This is a genomic window from Glycomyces tritici (assembly GCF_030403505.1).
Genome location: NZ_JAUEMJ010000016.1, coordinates 48696 through 63017, shown reverse-complemented (window position 1 = coordinate 63017; position 14322 = coordinate 48696). Strand labels below are relative to the sequence as shown.

At 70.5% G+C, this 14322-nt stretch carries 20 protein-coding genes; 8 read left to right on the top strand and 12 right to left on the bottom strand.

Going from position 1 to position 14322, the window contains the following annotated elements; genetic code table 11:
• Positions 1-85: 85 nt before the first annotated feature.
• Both QWI33_RS28860 and sigJ read right to left on the bottom strand, forming a co-directional pair.
• Positions 86-526 carry a carboxymuconolactone decarboxylase family protein gene (locus QWI33_RS28860; RefSeq protein ID WP_353895561.1) on the bottom strand — a complete coding sequence of 147 codons (441 nt, stop codon included), beginning with the start codon at positions 524-526 and terminating at the stop codon, positions 86-88.
• A 69-nt stretch (positions 527-595) separates the two neighbouring features.
• Positions 596-1519 (bottom strand): RNA polymerase sigma factor SigJ, encoded by a 924-nt coding sequence (gene sigJ / locus QWI33_RS28855; protein ID WP_289959774.1) that lies wholly within the window; start codon positions 1517-1519, stop codon positions 596-598.
• A gap of 90 nt (positions 1520-1609) precedes the next feature.
• Between sigJ and QWI33_RS28850 the strand changes: the two genes are divergently transcribed.
• On the top strand, positions 1610-2257 hold the full coding sequence (locus QWI33_RS28850) for a hypothetical protein (RefSeq protein ID WP_289959775.1): 648 nt from the start codon (positions 1610-1612) through the stop codon (positions 2255-2257).
• A 27-nt stretch (positions 2258-2284) separates the two neighbouring features.
• On the opposite strand, the gene QWI33_RS28845 is transcribed toward QWI33_RS28850, so the two are convergent.
• Positions 2285-3370 (bottom strand): NADH-quinone oxidoreductase subunit D, encoded by a 1086-nt coding sequence (locus tag QWI33_RS28845; protein ID WP_353895562.1) that lies wholly within the window; start codon positions 3368-3370, stop codon positions 2285-2287.
• Between the two features lie 224 nt (positions 3371-3594).
• On the opposite strand from QWI33_RS28845, the gene QWI33_RS28840 reads away from it, so the two are divergent.
• Positions 3595-4038, top strand: a complete 444-nt coding sequence (locus QWI33_RS28840; protein ID WP_289959777.1) for a DUF1707 SHOCT-like domain-containing protein — start codon at positions 3595-3597, stop codon at positions 4036-4038.
• 138 nt (positions 4039-4176) lie between these two features.
• A complete protein-coding gene (locus QWI33_RS28835) occupies positions 4177-4710 on the top strand; it encodes an SUKH-4 family immunity protein (RefSeq protein ID WP_289959778.1) in 534 nt (177 codons plus the stop codon).
• A 36-nt stretch (positions 4711-4746) separates the two neighbouring features.
• On the opposite strand, the gene QWI33_RS28830 is transcribed toward QWI33_RS28835, so the two are convergent.
• The gene (locus tag QWI33_RS28830; protein WP_289959779.1) at positions 4747-4929 is read right to left on the bottom strand and encodes a hypothetical protein; all 183 of its coding nucleotides are present in this window, start codon (positions 4927-4929) and stop codon (positions 4747-4749) included.
• Between the two features lie 91 nt (positions 4930-5020).
• Here QWI33_RS28830 and QWI33_RS28825 point away from each other — a divergent pair, with 91 nt between their 5' ends.
• Positions 5021-5425, top strand: a complete 405-nt coding sequence (locus QWI33_RS28825) for a hypothetical protein (RefSeq protein WP_289959780.1) — start codon at positions 5021-5023, stop codon at positions 5423-5425.
• A gap of 182 nt (positions 5426-5607) precedes the next feature.
• Positions 5608-5994, top strand: coding sequence for a hypothetical protein (locus QWI33_RS28820; protein WP_289959781.1), 387 nt, complete (start codon positions 5608-5610; stop codon positions 5992-5994).
• Between the two features lie 19 nt (positions 5995-6013).
• Here the strand turns inward: QWI33_RS28820 and QWI33_RS28815 are convergent, their stop codons facing one another.
• The 7 genes from QWI33_RS28815 to QWI33_RS28785 form a co-directional block, all read right to left on the bottom strand.
• A complete protein-coding gene (locus tag QWI33_RS28815) occupies positions 6014-6892 on the bottom strand; it encodes a hypothetical protein (RefSeq protein ID WP_289959782.1) in 879 nt (292 codons plus the stop codon).
• Between the two features lie 543 nt (positions 6893-7435).
• Positions 7436-7957: an SUKH-4 family immunity protein gene (locus tag QWI33_RS28810; protein ID WP_289960083.1), complete on the bottom strand. Its 522-nt coding sequence runs from the start codon at positions 7955-7957 to the stop codon at positions 7436-7438.
• Between the two features lie 65 nt (positions 7958-8022).
• Positions 8023-8550 carry a hypothetical protein gene (locus QWI33_RS28805; RefSeq protein ID WP_289960082.1) on the bottom strand — a complete coding sequence of 176 codons (528 nt, stop codon included), beginning with the start codon at positions 8548-8550 and terminating at the stop codon, positions 8023-8025.
• 14 nt (positions 8551-8564) lie between these two features.
• Complete coding sequence (locus QWI33_RS28800) at positions 8565-9107, bottom strand: hypothetical protein (RefSeq protein ID WP_289960081.1); 543 nt, start codon at positions 9105-9107, stop codon at positions 8565-8567.
• Positions 9100-9594 carry a WXG100-like domain-containing protein gene (locus QWI33_RS28795; protein ID WP_435367611.1) on the bottom strand — a complete coding sequence of 165 codons (495 nt, stop codon included), beginning with the start codon at positions 9592-9594 and terminating at the stop codon, positions 9100-9102. Before QWI33_RS28795 ends, QWI33_RS28800 begins: the two co-directional genes overlap by 8 nt.
• 79 nt (positions 9595-9673) lie before the next feature.
• Positions 9674-9997, bottom strand: coding sequence for a WXG100 family type VII secretion target (locus QWI33_RS28790; RefSeq protein ID WP_289960079.1), 324 nt, complete (start codon positions 9995-9997; stop codon positions 9674-9676).
• 1 nt (position 9998) lies between these two features.
• Positions 9999-10403: a hypothetical protein gene (locus QWI33_RS28785; RefSeq protein WP_289960078.1), complete on the bottom strand. Its 405-nt coding sequence runs from the start codon at positions 10401-10403 to the stop codon at positions 9999-10001.
• Positions 10404-10727: 324 nt separating this feature from the next.
• On the opposite strand from QWI33_RS28785, the gene QWI33_RS28780 reads away from it, so the two are divergent.
• From QWI33_RS28780 to QWI33_RS28770, 3 genes are read left to right on the top strand one after another with little or no spacing between them, the layout of a single operon-like run.
• Complete coding sequence (locus QWI33_RS28780) at positions 10728-11471, top strand: LamB/YcsF family protein (protein ID WP_289960077.1); 744 nt, start codon at positions 10728-10730, stop codon at positions 11469-11471.
• A complete protein-coding gene (locus QWI33_RS28775) occupies positions 11468-12127 on the top strand; it encodes a 5-oxoprolinase subunit B family protein (protein ID WP_289960076.1) in 660 nt (219 codons plus the stop codon). The genes QWI33_RS28780 and QWI33_RS28775 overlap by 4 nt, the downstream gene beginning before the upstream one ends.
• Positions 12124-13011, top strand: a complete 888-nt coding sequence (locus QWI33_RS28770) for a 5-oxoprolinase subunit C family protein (protein WP_289960075.1) — start codon at positions 12124-12126, stop codon at positions 13009-13011. Before QWI33_RS28775 ends, QWI33_RS28770 begins: the two co-directional genes overlap by 4 nt.
• A 110-nt stretch (positions 13012-13121) precedes the next feature.
• On the opposite strand, the gene QWI33_RS28765 is transcribed toward QWI33_RS28770, so the two are convergent.
• Positions 13122-14270: a trans-sulfuration enzyme family protein gene (locus tag QWI33_RS28765; RefSeq protein ID WP_289960074.1), complete on the bottom strand. Its 1149-nt coding sequence runs from the start codon at positions 14268-14270 to the stop codon at positions 13122-13124.
• Positions 14271-14322 lie beyond the last annotated feature (52 nt).

The following is a 14322-nucleotide window of genomic DNA, read 5'->3' as shown; positions in this document are numbered from 1 at the left end:
GGCGGCCCCGCCCCCGGGGGCGGGGGGGGCCGCGGGCGACCCCGGGGCGCCCCCCCCCCCCCCCCCCCCCCCCCCGGCCGCGGCGTTAGCCGTTCATGTCCTTGTAGCGGGCCGTCTTGGTGGCCGGGTCGTAGAAGCCCGCCGGGGTCCGGAGGGCGACGTTGATGCGGTTCCAGGCGTTGATCTGGGCGCACATGGCGACCAGGGCGGCAATCTGCTCGTCGTCGTAGTGCTTGCGCACCTGCTCCCAGGTCTCGTCGGTCACGCCGTGCGGGTTGTCCGCGAGGCGGGCCGACTCCTCGGCCAGGGCGAGCGCGGCGCGCTCGGGCTCGGTGAAGGCGGGGGCTTCGCGCCAGACGGTGACCAGGTTGAGCCGCTCGGGGTCCTCGCCGGCGTGCACGGCGTCCTTGTAGTGCATGTCCACACAGAAGCCGCATCCGTTGATCTGGCTGACCCGGAGCTTGAGCAGTTCCATGGTGGCGAACGGGACCGGGCCGGTGTGGAAGAGCTTCTCGTTGGCGAGCATGTGCTTGTAGTACTGCTTGGCGAACTCGGTCTCGGTGAAGGCGAGTCGGGGTTCCATGGTGTTTCCTTCCTACTGTTCGGCCTGTGTGGTGCGCAGGCCGGCGAACTTCTGCGGGTTGCGGAGGTAGTCGACGGTGACGATGCGGCCGTGCTCGATGCCGAGGGCGATGACGCCGTCGACGATGCCGCCGGACACTGTGATGAGGGCGGGGCTGCCGTTGATGACGATCGGGCGGTGGGCGCGGTCGGCGTACTTGTGCGTGACGCCGACGAGGAAGCGGGCGACCTTGTCGGCGCCGCGGACCGGGTTGCGGGCGGCCCTGACGAGGCCGCCGCCGTCGGTGGTGAGGACCGCGTCCGGGTCGAGGAGACCGAGCAGTCCGTCGAGGTCGCCGGAGCGGGTGGCCTGCGAGAAGGCGTCGACGACCGCGCGGTGCGCCTCGGGGTCGACGTCGAAGCGGGGCTTGCGCTCCTCGACGTGCTCGCGGGCGCGGCTGGCGAGTTTGCGGCAGGCCGCGGGGCTGCGGCCCAGGGCCGCGCCGACTTCCTCGAAGGTGAGGCCGAAGACGTCGTGGAGGACGAACGCGGCGCGCTCGGCCGGGCTCAGGGTCTCCAGGACCACGAGCATCGCCCAGGACATCGAATCGGCGAGGCTCACCGAATCGGCCGGGTCCGGCGCGGTCTCGACCGGTTCGGGGAGCCAGGGCCCCACGTAGGCCTCACGGCGGGTGCGGGCCGCGCGGAGCACGTCGAGGGCCAGGCGGGAGGTGGTGGTGACGAGCCAGCCGGTGAGGTCTTCGATCTCCTCGATCTCGGTGCGCTGGAGGCGGATCCAGGCGTCCTGGACGACGTCTTCGGCTTCGGCGACCGAGCCGAGGAGGCCGTAGGCGACGCCGAAGAGGCGCGGGCGGAGTGCTTCGAACTGCGCGAGCGCGCGGCTCGCGGGAGGCGCCTCGGCGGGTGCCTCGGTGGGGTGCGCTTCCGGTCGGTTCATGCGAGGAGGACGGGACATGGTTCAAGAGTGTGACATCGGATCGCAGATTGTGATCGGCATCTCACCGAAGGCGTAGGGCAGACTTGTCCCGTGTTCTCGAACCTCTCGGAGCGGTGGCGGCGCCGCCTGCGCATCGCGGTCGTCGTGTGGGCGGTGCTGCTCGTCGCGGTCGCCTTCGCGGGCTCGCGCGCGACCGTGCGCGAGCAGGTCGACGCGGCCGGAGCCCGCGAGCTGCTCGACGCCGCGGTCGGCGAGGCGGCGGCGGTCTTCACCGGCGCGGCGGTCCTCGCGGTGGGCCCGCTGACCTGGGAGGCGTGCGACGTGACGCCGGTGCGCCAGGGCCTGTCGCTCGAACGGACCCTCCAGGTCTCGGGCGCCACGGTCGAGCACGTGGAGGCGCTGGCGGCACGGTTCGCCCTGCGCTCCTTGACCAGTGATCCCGACGGCGCCTCGTGGTCGGGCACGACCCAGGATTTCATCGGCGTGCGCGTCAACGCGCCCGCCGCCGACCCCCCGGGCGACCGCTGGGCCGAACCCGTGGCAGTGCAAGCGATCAGCGGCTGCAGGCCACTGGAGGCGCCCCTCGGGTCGTTCACGCCCGAGCCCCCGGCCGAAGCGACCGACGCCTGGGACTACGGCTCGATCGACTGCCCCGGCGGCGAGACCCTCACCAGCTGGACCGAGCAGGTCGACGCCCAGCCCATGCGCGTCCACGAGACCACCGGCGGCTGCACCTGAGCCCCACCGCTGCTCGGCCCTGCCCGCTCACTTGTCGATGTCGCCGACCACGAAGAACATCGAGCCGAGGATCGCGATCATGTCCGGGATCAGGCAGCCGGTCATCAGCGTCGCCAGCGCCTGCACGTTCGCGTAGGACGCGGTGCGCAGCTTCAGCCGCCAAGGCGTCTTCTCGCCCCGGCTCACCAGGTAGTACCCGTTGGCGCCCAAGGGGTTCTCGGTCCACACGTACGTCTCGCCCGCGGGCGGCTTGAAGATCTTCGGCTGCTTCGAGTGCACCGGCCCGCCGGTGAGCGACGCCTGCTCAAGGCATTGGCGCGCAAGTGAGATCGAGACGGCGACCTGGTCGAGCAGGCAGATGAAGCGCGCGTAGCAGTCGCCCTCGGTGCGCAGCACGACCGGGACGTCGAGCTGGTCGTACGCCAGGTACGGCTCGTCGCGGCGCAGGTCGAAGTCGAGGCCGCTGGCGCGCGCGACCGGGCCGGTCACGCCGTAGGCGGCGGCCGCGGCGGGGTCGAGCACGCCGACGCCTTTGGTGCGGGCCGCGAAGATCTCGTTGTGACGCAGGAGCTTGTCGAGCCGGACCATGCCGTGCTCGACCTCGTCGAGGGCGCGGTGCGCGCGTCCCTCCCAGCCTGAGGGGACGTCGGCTTTGAGGCCGCCGACGCAGTTGTACATGTAGTGGATGCGTCCGCCGCTGGCCTCCTCGAAGACCTCCTGGAGGCGTTCGCGTTCGGTGAAGGCGTAGAACATCGGGGTGATCGCGCCGATTTCGAGCGGGTACGAGCCGAGGAACATGAGGTGGTTGAGCACTCGGTTCATCTCGGCGAGGGCCATGCGCAGCCAGGTGGCGCGTTCGGGGACTTCGATGCCGGCGAGGCGTTCGGCGGCGAGGGCGACGCCGAGTTCGGAGGAGAACGCGGAGAGCCAGTCGTGGCGGTTGGCGAGGAGCATGATCTGGCGGAAGTCGCGCACTTCGTAGAGTTTCTCGGCGCCGCGGTGCATGTACCCGATGATCGGTTCGCATTCGGTGACGCGTTCGCCGTCGACGCGCAGCCGCAGTCGCAGCACGCCGTGGGTGGACGGGTGCTGCGGGCCGATGTTGAGCACCATGTCGGTGGTCTCGGTGCCGGCGCCGACGCCGACGATCAGTTGCTCCCGTTCGCTCACGGTCCCATCGTCGCAGCTTCCGGGCGATCGGGGAAGGGTCTGCCGCGGTGGAGCCGGCGAGTCGTGCGGGAGGATGGGGGCGAGGAGCGCGGCGGGGAGGTTTCCCTGGCGTGGGTTGCGGGGTGCTGGCATCCTTGAGGAGCATCCGACTATGGAGGTGTCGCCGAATGGACCGCGATCAGATGCGTGCGTCAGAGTCCGACCGGCAGGTCGTGATGGAGCGGCTGCGGGAGGCGGTCGAGGAGGGCCGCCTCGACGTGCTCGAGTACCAGGAGCGCGTGGACGCCGCCATGCAGGCGAAGGTCTATTCCGAGCTGGACATCCTGTTGTCTGACCTGCAGCAGCTGCCGCCCCCTGGGTTCGCGGAGGCCGGGCTGGAGCCGACCGCGGTCATGCCCGCGCAGCCGTTGTCGAAGGTCAATCAGCAGTTGCGCGACAGTGCGGACGCGGGCTCGCAGAAGTGGAAGATCGTCGGCGTCTCGGCCGCCGTCGCGGTGGTGCTGGCGCTGATCCTGATCGCGATCAATCCGCATATCTTCCTGTACATCGCGATCGGCGTCCTCGTGATCCTGGTCCTGTTCGTCGTCGCCGCCGTCGCTGGGCTCTTCTGACCGCGGCGTCCTCCCCGAAGCGCGGTGCGCCCGCAGCGACCGGCGACGAGCCGTGGTGGGACACCGACCCTTGGTACGCTTACCCGCTCGAAATCACCTCATCCCGGCGAGCGCCCCGATCCCCTGTGAGGAAGCACCGTGACCGACAGCGACGCTTTTCTGAAGGCCTGGGAGCCTGACAACACCATCCCGTACCCGCGGCGGCACTGGATGGAGGAGTTCGCCGCGCCCGCAGCGACCTACCCGGCGGTGGACTTCCTGCCGCTCGACATGTCCGCGGTCTTCACCGCGTACCTCGAAGGCGCGCAGTTCGACCTGTACAGCCTGATCAACCTGGAGATGGGCCCTGACGGGACGCTCGCGCTGGCCGTGATCGGCGCGGTCCCCGAGGAGCGGGACGACATGCTGTTCTGCCTCGACACCGACAACGGGCAGGTCCTGCTCCTGGGCGTCGGGGACGGGACGCTGGAGCTGGTGAACTCGACGTTCAAGGCGTTCGCCGAGTTCCTGTACCACTTCGCGCTCTTCATCGACGCGGACACGGGCGGCCTGGGCCGCGCCAAGCGAGCGAAGGCCTTGCGCGCCACGATGAACGCCATCGACCCGGCGGCGCTCGAGGACCGCGAGTCGTGGTGGAACGTCGCCCTCATCCAGCTGGGCTCGAAGCGCTGACCTGCGGGCCGGCGCTCTGGCCGCCCTCCTGAACGGTCAGGCGGGCAGGACTGCCACGCCGGTGCGTCCGCCGTCGGCGTCGATCACCGTGCCGTGGATGAACGCCGCCTCGTCGGACTCCCTCGAGCCGTGGCCGGCATGGCGCGACGCGGTGGCGGCCCGGTACCGCGCGCAGAGGGTCGATCTGCCCGCTCGGGGCCTGCCGAGCCAGGTGAACACGGCAGGAGACCTTCGCAGGACGGCGCGCTTCGTTCCGGTATGACCGGTCGCCGAACCGGGTACCCCTTCGATTCGAAGCAGAGGGGGAGACATGTCTGAACGACACACGGCTCACGACGGCGACCGCACCCGCGACGGTGGCGGGGACGCGGAGGACTACCGGGGCGAGCACTTCGGCCTGACCCCTGAGGAGGAGCGCCGGGGCACTCCGCTTCAGCAGGAGATCGGCGGGGACGAGCCGCAGATCGCGGGCGATCAGGACAATCCAGTGCCGGACCGCCCCGTGCCGGGCGAGCCGAACAGGCCCGACCCTGCCCAGCCGATCCCAGATCCGAACATGCCCGACCCCATGCGGCCGTATCCGGAGCCCGGTGATCCGACGCGGCCGTACCCGGACCCGAACCAGCCCGACCCGATGCGGCCCTACCCCGAGCCCGGCGATCCCGAACCGGGTCGGCCGCTGCCCGGCGGGCCGGTGACGCCGCATCCGCAGTAGGTGGAGAGTTCCGCGAAGATCGCGGCGACAGCGCCCGTATCGGCGGTGCGGGTGGAAGAGGCCGTGAGTCGACGGGCCGGCGGAGCGCAGCTCTGTACGGCCCGCTTTCTCTTGCCTGGTGGTCTATGCGTCTCGCGAGCTGCCCGGACAGGGCTGTCGGCCCGGCGTGATGTGATGGGCGAATGGCCAAGAACAAGAAACGGGCTCCTGATCCCCTGCGCTTTCTCGTGCTCGCCCGCACGCCCTCCGGGCACTACCCGCACCCTGTCGAAGTGGCGTTGTACCCGGACGGTGCGGACTCGATCACCGCGTTCTCGATCGGCCCGCATGTGGTGAACGCGGGCGGGCTGGTTCGCCTCTCGATCCTGATCGACGAGACGCGGGGCGAGCTGAATCCCTCCTTCAACATGGAATTCGATGCGGCAGAGCTGCACTGGCTGGTGCCGTTCCTGGTCCGCCTCCAAGCCGGGGAAGACGTGAAGGACGAAATCGTGGCCGCCTACCGGGACCTGCACGGTGCAGCGCCCGAGACGATGGAGATCGCCCGCCCGCGAAACTGGACGTCGTGATCCCCTGCGCCGCAGTGGTTCAGAGATCCGCGCCGATCCACTCCGGCGGGGCCGGGTCGGGATGGAACGCGACGAAGATCAGGTGGTCGTCACCCGGCCGCCGCGGATCGAACAGCACCTCCGAGAAAGCCGTGGTCGGTACTCCGGACCGGCCTCGGATGAAGCGGGTCACCCACCGTTCGACGCCGTGGGTGTCGGTGAACCGCACCGTGACCTCGGCGCCGACGATCGATCGCTGCCCCTGGTCGTTCGTCGCGGTGCGCAGCTCCACCCCGGTGACCGCGCCCGCGGTGCGGCGGCCCTCCATGAGCAGGCGGGAGCGGTCGGCGATCTGGCGCCGCAGGCTGCGGTAGTGGCTGATCGAATGGGCCACGACGAGACCGGCGATGACCACGGCGATCCCGGGCAGCCAGACATCCGCGTAGTAGGCGATCCATCCGAAGACGCTCCAGGCAGTGTCCTCATGGAACACCGGATCCAGCCTGATCCCGACTTCGAGCGGTTCCAGCCAGGTCGGCGCGTCCGCCACGACGGCGGCGGCGACCGCGCAGACCGCCAGGGCCGCCAGGATCCGTGGCTGCCGCTCCCCGCTCCGGTAGGTGTCGAGCAGCCACGACGCCGCAATGGAGCCGAAGAGGGTACCGGCCGTGCCGAGGGTCCAGAGGTACCCGAGCGTGCCGCCGCCCCAGAACGTCGGGAACGGCAGCCGGTCGTCGAAGACGCTGTCGATGATCGAGTGCCGCAACATGTCTGCGGTCGCCCCGATGGCGAGGCCGAGCAAGACGGCGCACCCGGTCATGACCGTTGCGACGACGACCGCCCAGGCGAGGAAGCGCCGATCCCCTGCCCGCTGCCGCCGCTTCGCGCGCCGCACGGCCGCTGGGTCCATTGTGCTCATCGCGGACCTCCTCGTGTTCCGCCGCCGTGCGGGCGGCCGGTGACGGCGCGACCCGCATTGCGGGGGCGCGTCCCCTGCCACGGTGAGCGGGGGCTTCGCCAGCATCGCGCGTCGCAACGGCCTACCGATCACAGCTTTCGCAGACCGGCCCGGACGAGCGGACGGGCCGACCTTGCGGTCGGCCCGTCCGGCATTCGGTCTTCGTCGGTCGCTGCGAGATCAGGCGGTGAGCTGGTCGAAGACCAGCGGCCACCAGGCCCCTGCCGCGAAGGCGTTGGGGTCCAGGCGGATCAGGATCTCGCGAAGGGAGGCGGCGCGGGCGGCGCGGCCCTCCTTGCGGTCGGCCCGTCCGGCATTCGGTCTTCGTCGGTCGCTGCGAGATCAGGCGGTGAGCTGGTCGAAGACCAGCGGCCACCAGGCCCCTGCCGCGAAGGCGTTGGGGTCCAGGCGGATCAGGATCTCGCGAAGGGAGGCGGCGCGGGCGGCGCGGCCCTCCTTGCGGTCGGCCCGTCCGGCATTCGGTCTTCGTCGGTCGCTGCGAGATCAGGCGGTGAGCTGGTCGAAGACCAGCGGCCACCAGGCCCCTGCCGCGAAGGCGTTGGGGTCCAGGCGGATCAGGATCTCGCGGAGGGAGGCGGCGCGGGCGGCGCGGCCCTCCTTGCCCTCGTCGGCGTTCACGAACTGCTGGAAGTGGTAGAGGAACTCGACGAAGCAACGGTAGTTGGAGTTCACGGCCTGGACATCGCGCGGGTTCGCCTGGTCCAGCTGGAGGATCTCGCCGCTGGCGGGGTCGAGCACGTACAGGAGGTTCTTGTCGTCCTCCACCGCGCCGATCACGACGAGGCGCACGTCGACCTTGCCGTCCTCGGTGCCGAGGCTGACCGTGTCGTACAGGCCGGGGCTGCCGGGGAGGAAGGCGGTGTAGACGACCTCGACGTCCAGGGGGACCTCGTCGCCCTCGGGGAGGGCGGCGGCGGGGAAGCCGTCGGCCAGCCACGCCTCGCGCGGGTACGGGATCAGTTCGTCTTCGGTCCACAGTGCTTGGTACTTCGCTGCCGCGGGCATGCGGTCCTCCTCAGGTCAGGGGTCTTTCGGTGGCGGGAGACGGGGGCGGGGGACGGGTACCGGGGTCAGGCGAAGCCGAGCTCCTCGATGAGGAGGCGCCACTCGTCCTCCTCCTCGTCCTCAGTGGTCTGGTAACCGCCCGCGAGCTCGATCAGCTCCCGGTAGCGCGAGCCGAACAGGAACGCGTCGGCGAACGCGACCGGACTCGGCGCGAGCGGTGCGGTCGAGAGGGACACGCCCTGCTCGACCGCTTCGACGAGGGCGTCCGCGTCGACCAGGTGCACTGCGCCGGAGGCGATGTCGGTGCAGAGCGCGAAGCTGTAGCAGACGTTGCCGAACTGGAGGAGCTGCGGGACGGGGTCGTGCAGATCCCCCGTCCCCCGCTTGTCGAGTTCGGCCAGGACGTCGTCGGCCGCGAAGAGGTCGATGAGGCCCATGCGGGTGCTCAGGCCGTCGAAGACCCGGTACAGGTCCGCGAGCGCGGGCGGCAGGCCTTCGACCTCCGCGGGTTCGCCGAGCTCGTGGGCCCAGCCGTTGCGCTCGAGCTCCCCCATGCGGGGGCGGACGAGCGCGACCTTCTCGGCGAGTTCCATCCCGGACTGTCCTTTCAGTACCCGATGACTCTGATGATGACGGGTGTGCCGTCGGGGACGCCCCTGAGCTGCCCGGCTATCTGGGAGCCGATCGTGCGGTTCGTGTAGGCGTCCATCCAGCGGAGGTTATCAGCGTGGTCGCGCCCGCCCAGCTGCAATTCGTGCACGTGGTCGGGGTCGAGTCCGTCGCCGGCTCGGCTGGCCGAGGTGCGCCCGCTGAACTTCTGGGCGATGCGCCGCTGCTCGGCGCGGTTGCCCCGGTGCTGGCCGGCGAGCTTGCGGATGGTCGCGCCGCGGTAGTTGCGGGTGATCTGCGGATCGCGTTTCACGGGGGTCTTGCGGAGCTGGCCCTCGCGGCTGAGGCGGCGGAGGGAGTCGGCCTTCGTGCGGAAGTCCTTCTTGCTCATCTTCGAGTCGAACTTGATGGTGACGACCTTGGGTTTGACGCCGCGGCCCTTGCCCGCGCGGAAGAAGCGCGGGTTGTCGATGATCGCCGAGATGATCTTGGCGCCCTTGGAGACCGTCTTGCGGGCGGCCCGGGTGCGTGCCCTAGCCATTGAGCACCGCCTCGATCGCCATGTTGAGCAGCTGGTCGATGAGCATCGAGGTGATCATCTTGAAGATCGGGATCTCCAGGAGCGAGGCGCCGAAGGTGACCACGGCGGTGGCGATGGCCTGTGCGATCTGAATGGCGAGGGTGACGAGCTGGACGATCATCTGGAGCTTCAGCGCGAGCACGACGCCGGCGGCGATCATGAGGCCGATGCTGATGATGTTCGAGGGCTCGCCGATGTCGGCGATGTTGCGCACCGCGGACTCGCCGTCCTCCCACTCGGAGCGGAAGGCCTCGATGTCCTTGCTGATGTTGTTGTCGGTGACGGTGCGGGCGGCGTCCTCGAGCTGGTCGATCGCGCCGGTGATCTGGTCGGACAGTCTGGTCCAGGTGTCGCCGAGGTCGAACAGCTTCGTCTCGTCCGATTCGGGCCAGTCGTAGCCGAGCATGGAGAGCAGGCTCGTGAGTTCGGAGGGCAGTGACATACCCACTTTGGGTCTCCTTCGTAAGGGGAGGAACGCGAAGGGTGATGGGAGGGCGCGGCCGGTGGCGGCGGCCGGGCGGGGGTCGTCAGAGGCCGAGTTCGGCGAGGAGCTCGCGGAAGATGCGCGCGGCCTCGCTGTCGGCGGTCTCGTGGTTGTCGGCCATCTCGCGGAGGTTGACGGCGTAGTCGAGGAGGTCTTCGATGTTCGTCTCGATGCACTCCATGAGGGCCTCCATGCACACCTGGTGCGCGAGGTCCAGGAGCGAGCCGATCATGTCCCCGCCGAAGGAGTCGGTGAGCCCTTCGACGGCGGATTTGAACTCGTCGAAGAGGCCTTGGACCGCCTCGGTGGCGGCGTCGAGCGCTTCCGCGCCCTCCCGGATCGAGTCGAGGTCGAGTTGCACCACCATGTCAGGCCCCTCCCTGCAGTTTCTTCATCACGGCGCTGATCTGGGTGCTCATGGCCCGCATCTGGGCGATGCCCTGGTCCTGGATCTTGGCGACGGCCTCGCCGATGGCTTCGAGGTCGGGCGCGGCGGTGTCGTGGCCGAGGGACTCGGCGCGGGCGTCGAGGGCCGCGTTGACGACGTTGCGGAGCTCTTCTTCGAGGAACTCGGTGCCTTCCTTGAGGACCCGCACCTCCGTGAACTCGAAGCGCTCGACGCGGCCGTTCGCGCCTAGGGTCAATTTGATGCGCCCGTCGGCCGCCTCGGCGGTGACCGGGGGGACCTGGTGGTCCTGCTGCGTCTGCCTGACGACGTCCAGTTTCGAGCGGGCTTCCGCCAGTTGCTGGGCGATGGCGTCCTCACCGAACATGCCGCCTCCGAGGGTCTCAGTGGACTCAAATGTGAGTATCAGCATAGACCGGGGGCGCCACTTTCGGGTCCCCCGAATATCACTGTCTACCAGGGCCTTTGGTAACTCTGTTTACCGAGAGTCACGATGTCGACTCTGTCCATATTGGTGCGCATTCGACGCTGAACTCAGGCCCCACTGGACCGCTCCAGACACACGGCCGCCGCTGCGCCCGTTCGAGCGCGGCGCCAGTCCCCGACTCACCCGGACGGGTGGGGTGAGGGTGGGGTTTCTCCCCCCGTTCCCGAAGCGCCCGAATCCCGCGCACTCCGGTACCGTTTAGTCATGGACCTCAACGCGGACCTGGGGGAGGGTTTCGGTCGCTGGGTGCTCACGGACGATGACGCGCTGCTGCACATCGTCACGAGCGCGAATGTGGCGTGCGGATTCCACGCCGGGGACCCCTTGACACTGCGCCGCGTCACCGCCCTCGCCGCCGCCGGAGGCGTGCGCATCGGCGCCCAGGTCTCCTACCGGGACCTCGCCGGGTTCGGACGGCGCGAGATCGACCTCCCCCCGGAGGAGCTGGCCGCCGAAGTCGCCTACCAGATCGGTGCGCTCCGGGTCTTCGCCCAGGCCGCCGGCGCCGACGTGGCGTATGTGAAACCCCATGGGGCGCTGTACCACCGTGCCGGGCGCGACCCGGTGCAGGCCGCCGCCGTCATCGAGGGCGCGACGATCGCGGGCGTGGGCGTGCTGCTCACGCAGCGCGGGAGCACGCTCGACCTCCTCGCCGCCGAAGCCGGACTCCGCGTCATAGGTGAGGCATTCGCCGATCGCGGGTACCTTCCCGATGGGCACCTCGTGCCGCGCGGGCTCCCGGGAGCACTCCTCGGACCCGCCGAAGCGGTGGCGCAGGCCGTATCGCTCGCCGCCGACGGCGTCGTGACGGCGATCGACGGTACTGTCACTCCTGTTGCGGCCGAATCGATCTGCGTGCACGGCGACGGTCCCGACGCGGTGGCGGTCGCCGCGTCGATCAGATCAGCATTGATTGAGCGAGGCATCGACGTGGAGGCTTTCTCGTGAGCACCAGACCCACCGCACCCACCTCCGGCCGGGGGCTCCGGCCGCTGCCGGCCGGACCGCGCGGCATCCTGATCGACTGCGGCACCACCGCGCTCGCGCGCGCCTGCTACCGCTCGCTCCAGGCCCGGCGCATGTCAGGGCTCCTGGAGGCCGCCGACCTGGTGCCGGGCGCTACGACGGTGCTCGTCGACGGCATCGACGAACCCGAACTGCTGGCCGCCGAACTCCCCGGCTGGCCGCTCACGGAGGAGCCCGAGTCGGCGGGCGAGGCCGTCGAGATCCCCGTCTGCTACGACGGACGCGACCTCGAGGCCGTGGCGAAGATGTGGGGCGTGAGCCCCGAAGCGGTGGCGGACATCCACTCCGGCATCGAGTTCGAGGCGGCGTTCTGCGGGTTCTCCCCCGGCTTCGCGTACCTCGAGGGCCTGCCCGAGGAGTACCAGGTGCCGCGCCGCGAGACCCCGCGGACCTCGGTCCCGGCCGGGTCCGTGGCCATCGCCGGGCCCTACACGGGCGTGTACCCGCGCTCGAGCCCCGGCGGGTGGCAGCTCATCGCGACGATGACGAACCCGGGCCGGCTGTGGAACGAGCACCGCGAACCCGCGGCGCTCCTCGTCCCCGGCACCAAGGTGCGATTCGCGGCGGTGCGGGTATGAGCCACATCGAGATCCTGCGCGCAGGCGTGCTCACCACCTGCCAGGACGCCGGTCGCCCCGGCTGGGGCCACCTCGCGGTGCCGCCCTCCGGCGCGGCCGACCGCCCCTCATGGCGGCTCGCGAACCAGTTGGCGGGCAACCCCACCGGGGCTTGCGCGCTCGAGACGACCCTGAACGGCGCCACCGTGAAGGCGCACCGGAACGTGACCGTGGTCGTGGGCGGCGCGCCCTGCCCGGTCACTGTGGACGGACGCCCGGAGGCGTGGGGCCAGCCGGTGAAGCTCAAGGCCGGTTCGGTGCTGGACGCCGGGCCCGCCGAGGTCGGCGTCCGGTCGTACCTGGCGTTCTCCGGAGGGCTGCACCCGAAGTCGAGCCTCGGCTCGCACTCGACCTGCCTCCTCTCCGGTCTCGGCCCAGCGCCCCTGGCCGACGGCGACACGATCCCGCTCGGCCCCAGCCCCGCGCACCCGCCGCTGCCCACGCAGTGGCCGGCGCCCTGGGCCGGGGTGAGTGAGGAGCTCGTCATGAAGCTGCACCTGGGCCCCCGCCTCGAGTGGTTCCGCCCCGAGGCGATCGCAGAGCTCGCCCGCGGGGTGTGGACCGTCTCGGAGCACTCCAACCGGATCGGCCTGCGCCTCGACGGCCCCGCCCTGCGGCGCATCGACACCGCGGAGCTGCCGAGCGAAGGCATCGTCGCCGGAGCACTCCAGGTCCCCCCGAACGGCCAGCCGATCCTCTTCGGCGCCGACCACCCGACCACGGGCGGCTACCCCGTCATCGGCGTCGTCGGCCCCGAAGCCCAGGCCGCCGCCGCCCAAGCCCGCCCCGGCACGAGGATCAGGTTCGCCCCGATCCCCATGCCCCACTGGAGCAGAAGGGCCTGACCACCACCCGGCCGACGCCCCGGGGCGGCCCGATCATCCGGCCGCCGTTCGCCTGACGGCCTGCCCGGCGGTCCGGGCAGGCCGGGCAGGCCGGGCAGGCTTTCCACTGTCTATTCGTTCAGCGCCCTCCCGAAGTCCGCAATGAGGTCCTCGGCCGCCTCGATGCCCGTGGAGAAGCGAATGAGGTCGTCTGCGATGCCCGCTGCGGCCCGCTCCTCGGCGGTCAGCTTCGCGTGGCTGCTGATCGCCGGGCGCGTCACCAGCGACTCCACCCCTCCCAGACTCGCCGCCGCATACGGGATCTCCAGCGACTTCAGCAGCCGCTCCGCCGCCTCCAGGCCCCCGACCGGCCGGAACGCCAGCATCGAACCGAACCCGGAGAACAGCGCCGCGGCCCGCGCATGGTCGGGGTGCGACTCCAGCCCCGGGTAGTGCACCTCGGCGATCGCGCTGTGCCCCTCCAGGAACCGCGCCAGCGCCAGCGCGTTCTCCCCCTGCGCCTTGACCCGGATCGCCAGGGTCTTCAGGCCGCGCGAGAGCAGGAACGCGACGTGCGGGTCGATGCTGCCGCCGTACAGCATCAGGAAGTGCCGCACCTGCTCGATCCGCTCGGCCGAGCCGGTGACGACGCCCGCGACGAGGTCGGAGTGCCCGTTCAACCCCTTGGTCGCCGAGTGGCACACCAGGTCGTAGCCGATGCTGTGCGGCCGGAACAGCATCGGGGTCGGGAACGTGTTGTCGATGATCGAGGTCAGGCCGTGCTCCCGCGCGAACGCGGCGAGCCCCACGAGGTCGCCGACCCTGACGAGCGGGTTGGTGATCGACTCGACGTAGACCGCCTTCGTCTCGGGGGTCAGGACCGCGGCCCAGGCCTCCGGATCGGCGGCGTCGACGAAGTCGACGCCCCAGCCGGACCGGCGGGACTCCTCGGCGAGGAGGGCGTGGGTGCCGCCGTAGATGTTCCCGGCGACGATGATGCGGTCGCCCGCGGCGAGGACGCTGCGGAGCGCGGTGCTGATCGCGGCCATCCCCGAGGCGGTGGCGACGGCGGCCTCGGCGCCTTCGAGGGCGGCGAGCTTCTCCTGCAGGTAGGCCTGGGTCGGCGTGTTGGAGTAGCGGATGTAGTCGACGCCGCCACCGGGTTCGATCTCGTAGACCGTGCCCTGGTAGATGGGGAAGACGACGGAGCGGCCGTGTGCGGGCCGGGGTTCGGCGGCGTGGACGGCGAGCGTCTCGAATCGAACGTTTTCTGCGGTCATGGAGCCACATTACGTTCGGGTACGCCTGGGCCGCATCTGTCTAACGACCGGT

Bases quoted from the DNA above. Each gene is read 5' to 3' on its own strand.
- QWI33_RS28770 (WP_289960075.1), top strand. From the start codon at position 12,124: ATGAGCCACATCGAGATCCTGCGCGCAGGCGTGCTCACCACCTGCCAG.
- QWI33_RS28790 (WP_289960079.1), bottom strand. From the start codon at position 9,997: ATGGTGGTGCAACTCGACCTCGACTCGATCCGGGAGGGCGCGGAAGCG.
- QWI33_RS28820 (WP_289959781.1), top strand. From the start codon at position 5,608: ATGGCCAAGAACAAGAAACGGGCTCCTGATCCCCTGCGCTTTCTCGTG.
- QWI33_RS28810 (WP_289960083.1), bottom strand. From the start codon at position 7,957: ATGCCCGCGGCAGCGAAGTACCAAGCACTGTGGACCGAAGACGAACTG.
- QWI33_RS28780 (WP_289960077.1), top strand. From the start codon at position 10,728: ATGGACCTCAACGCGGACCTGGGGGAGGGTTTCGGTCGCTGGGTGCTC.
- QWI33_RS28785 (WP_289960078.1), bottom strand. From the start codon at position 10,403: ATGTTCGGTGAGGACGCCATCGCCCAGCAACTGGCGGAAGCCCGCTCG.
- QWI33_RS28815 (WP_289959782.1), bottom strand. From the start codon at position 6,892: ATGAGCACAATGGACCCAGCGGCCGTGCGGCGCGCGAAGCGGCGGCAG.
- QWI33_RS28840 (WP_289959777.1), top strand. From the start codon at position 3,595: ATGGACCGCGATCAGATGCGTGCGTCAGAGTCCGACCGGCAGGTCGTG.
- QWI33_RS28825 (WP_289959780.1), top strand. From the start codon at position 5,021: ATGTCTGAACGACACACGGCTCACGACGGCGACCGCACCCGCGACGGT.
- sigJ (WP_289959774.1), bottom strand. From the start codon at position 1,519: ATGAACCGACCGGAAGCGCACCCCACCGAGGCACCCGCCGAGGCGCCT.
- QWI33_RS28805 (WP_289960082.1), bottom strand. From the start codon at position 8,550: ATGGAACTCGCCGAGAAGGTCGCGCTCGTCCGCCCCCGCATGGGGGAG.
- QWI33_RS28860 (WP_353895561.1), bottom strand. From the start codon at position 526: ATGCTCGCCAACGAGAAGCTCTTCCACACCGGCCCGGTCCCGTTCGCC.
- QWI33_RS28765 (WP_289960074.1), bottom strand. From the start codon at position 14,270: ATGACCGCAGAAAACGTTCGATTCGAGACGCTCGCCGTCCACGCCGCC.
- QWI33_RS28800 (WP_289960081.1), bottom strand. From the start codon at position 9,107: ATGGCTAGGGCACGCACCCGGGCCGCCCGCAAGACGGTCTCCAAGGGC.
- QWI33_RS28845 (WP_353895562.1), bottom strand. From the start codon at position 3,370: ATGGTGCTCAACATCGGCCCGCAGCACCCGTCCACCCACGGCGTGCTG.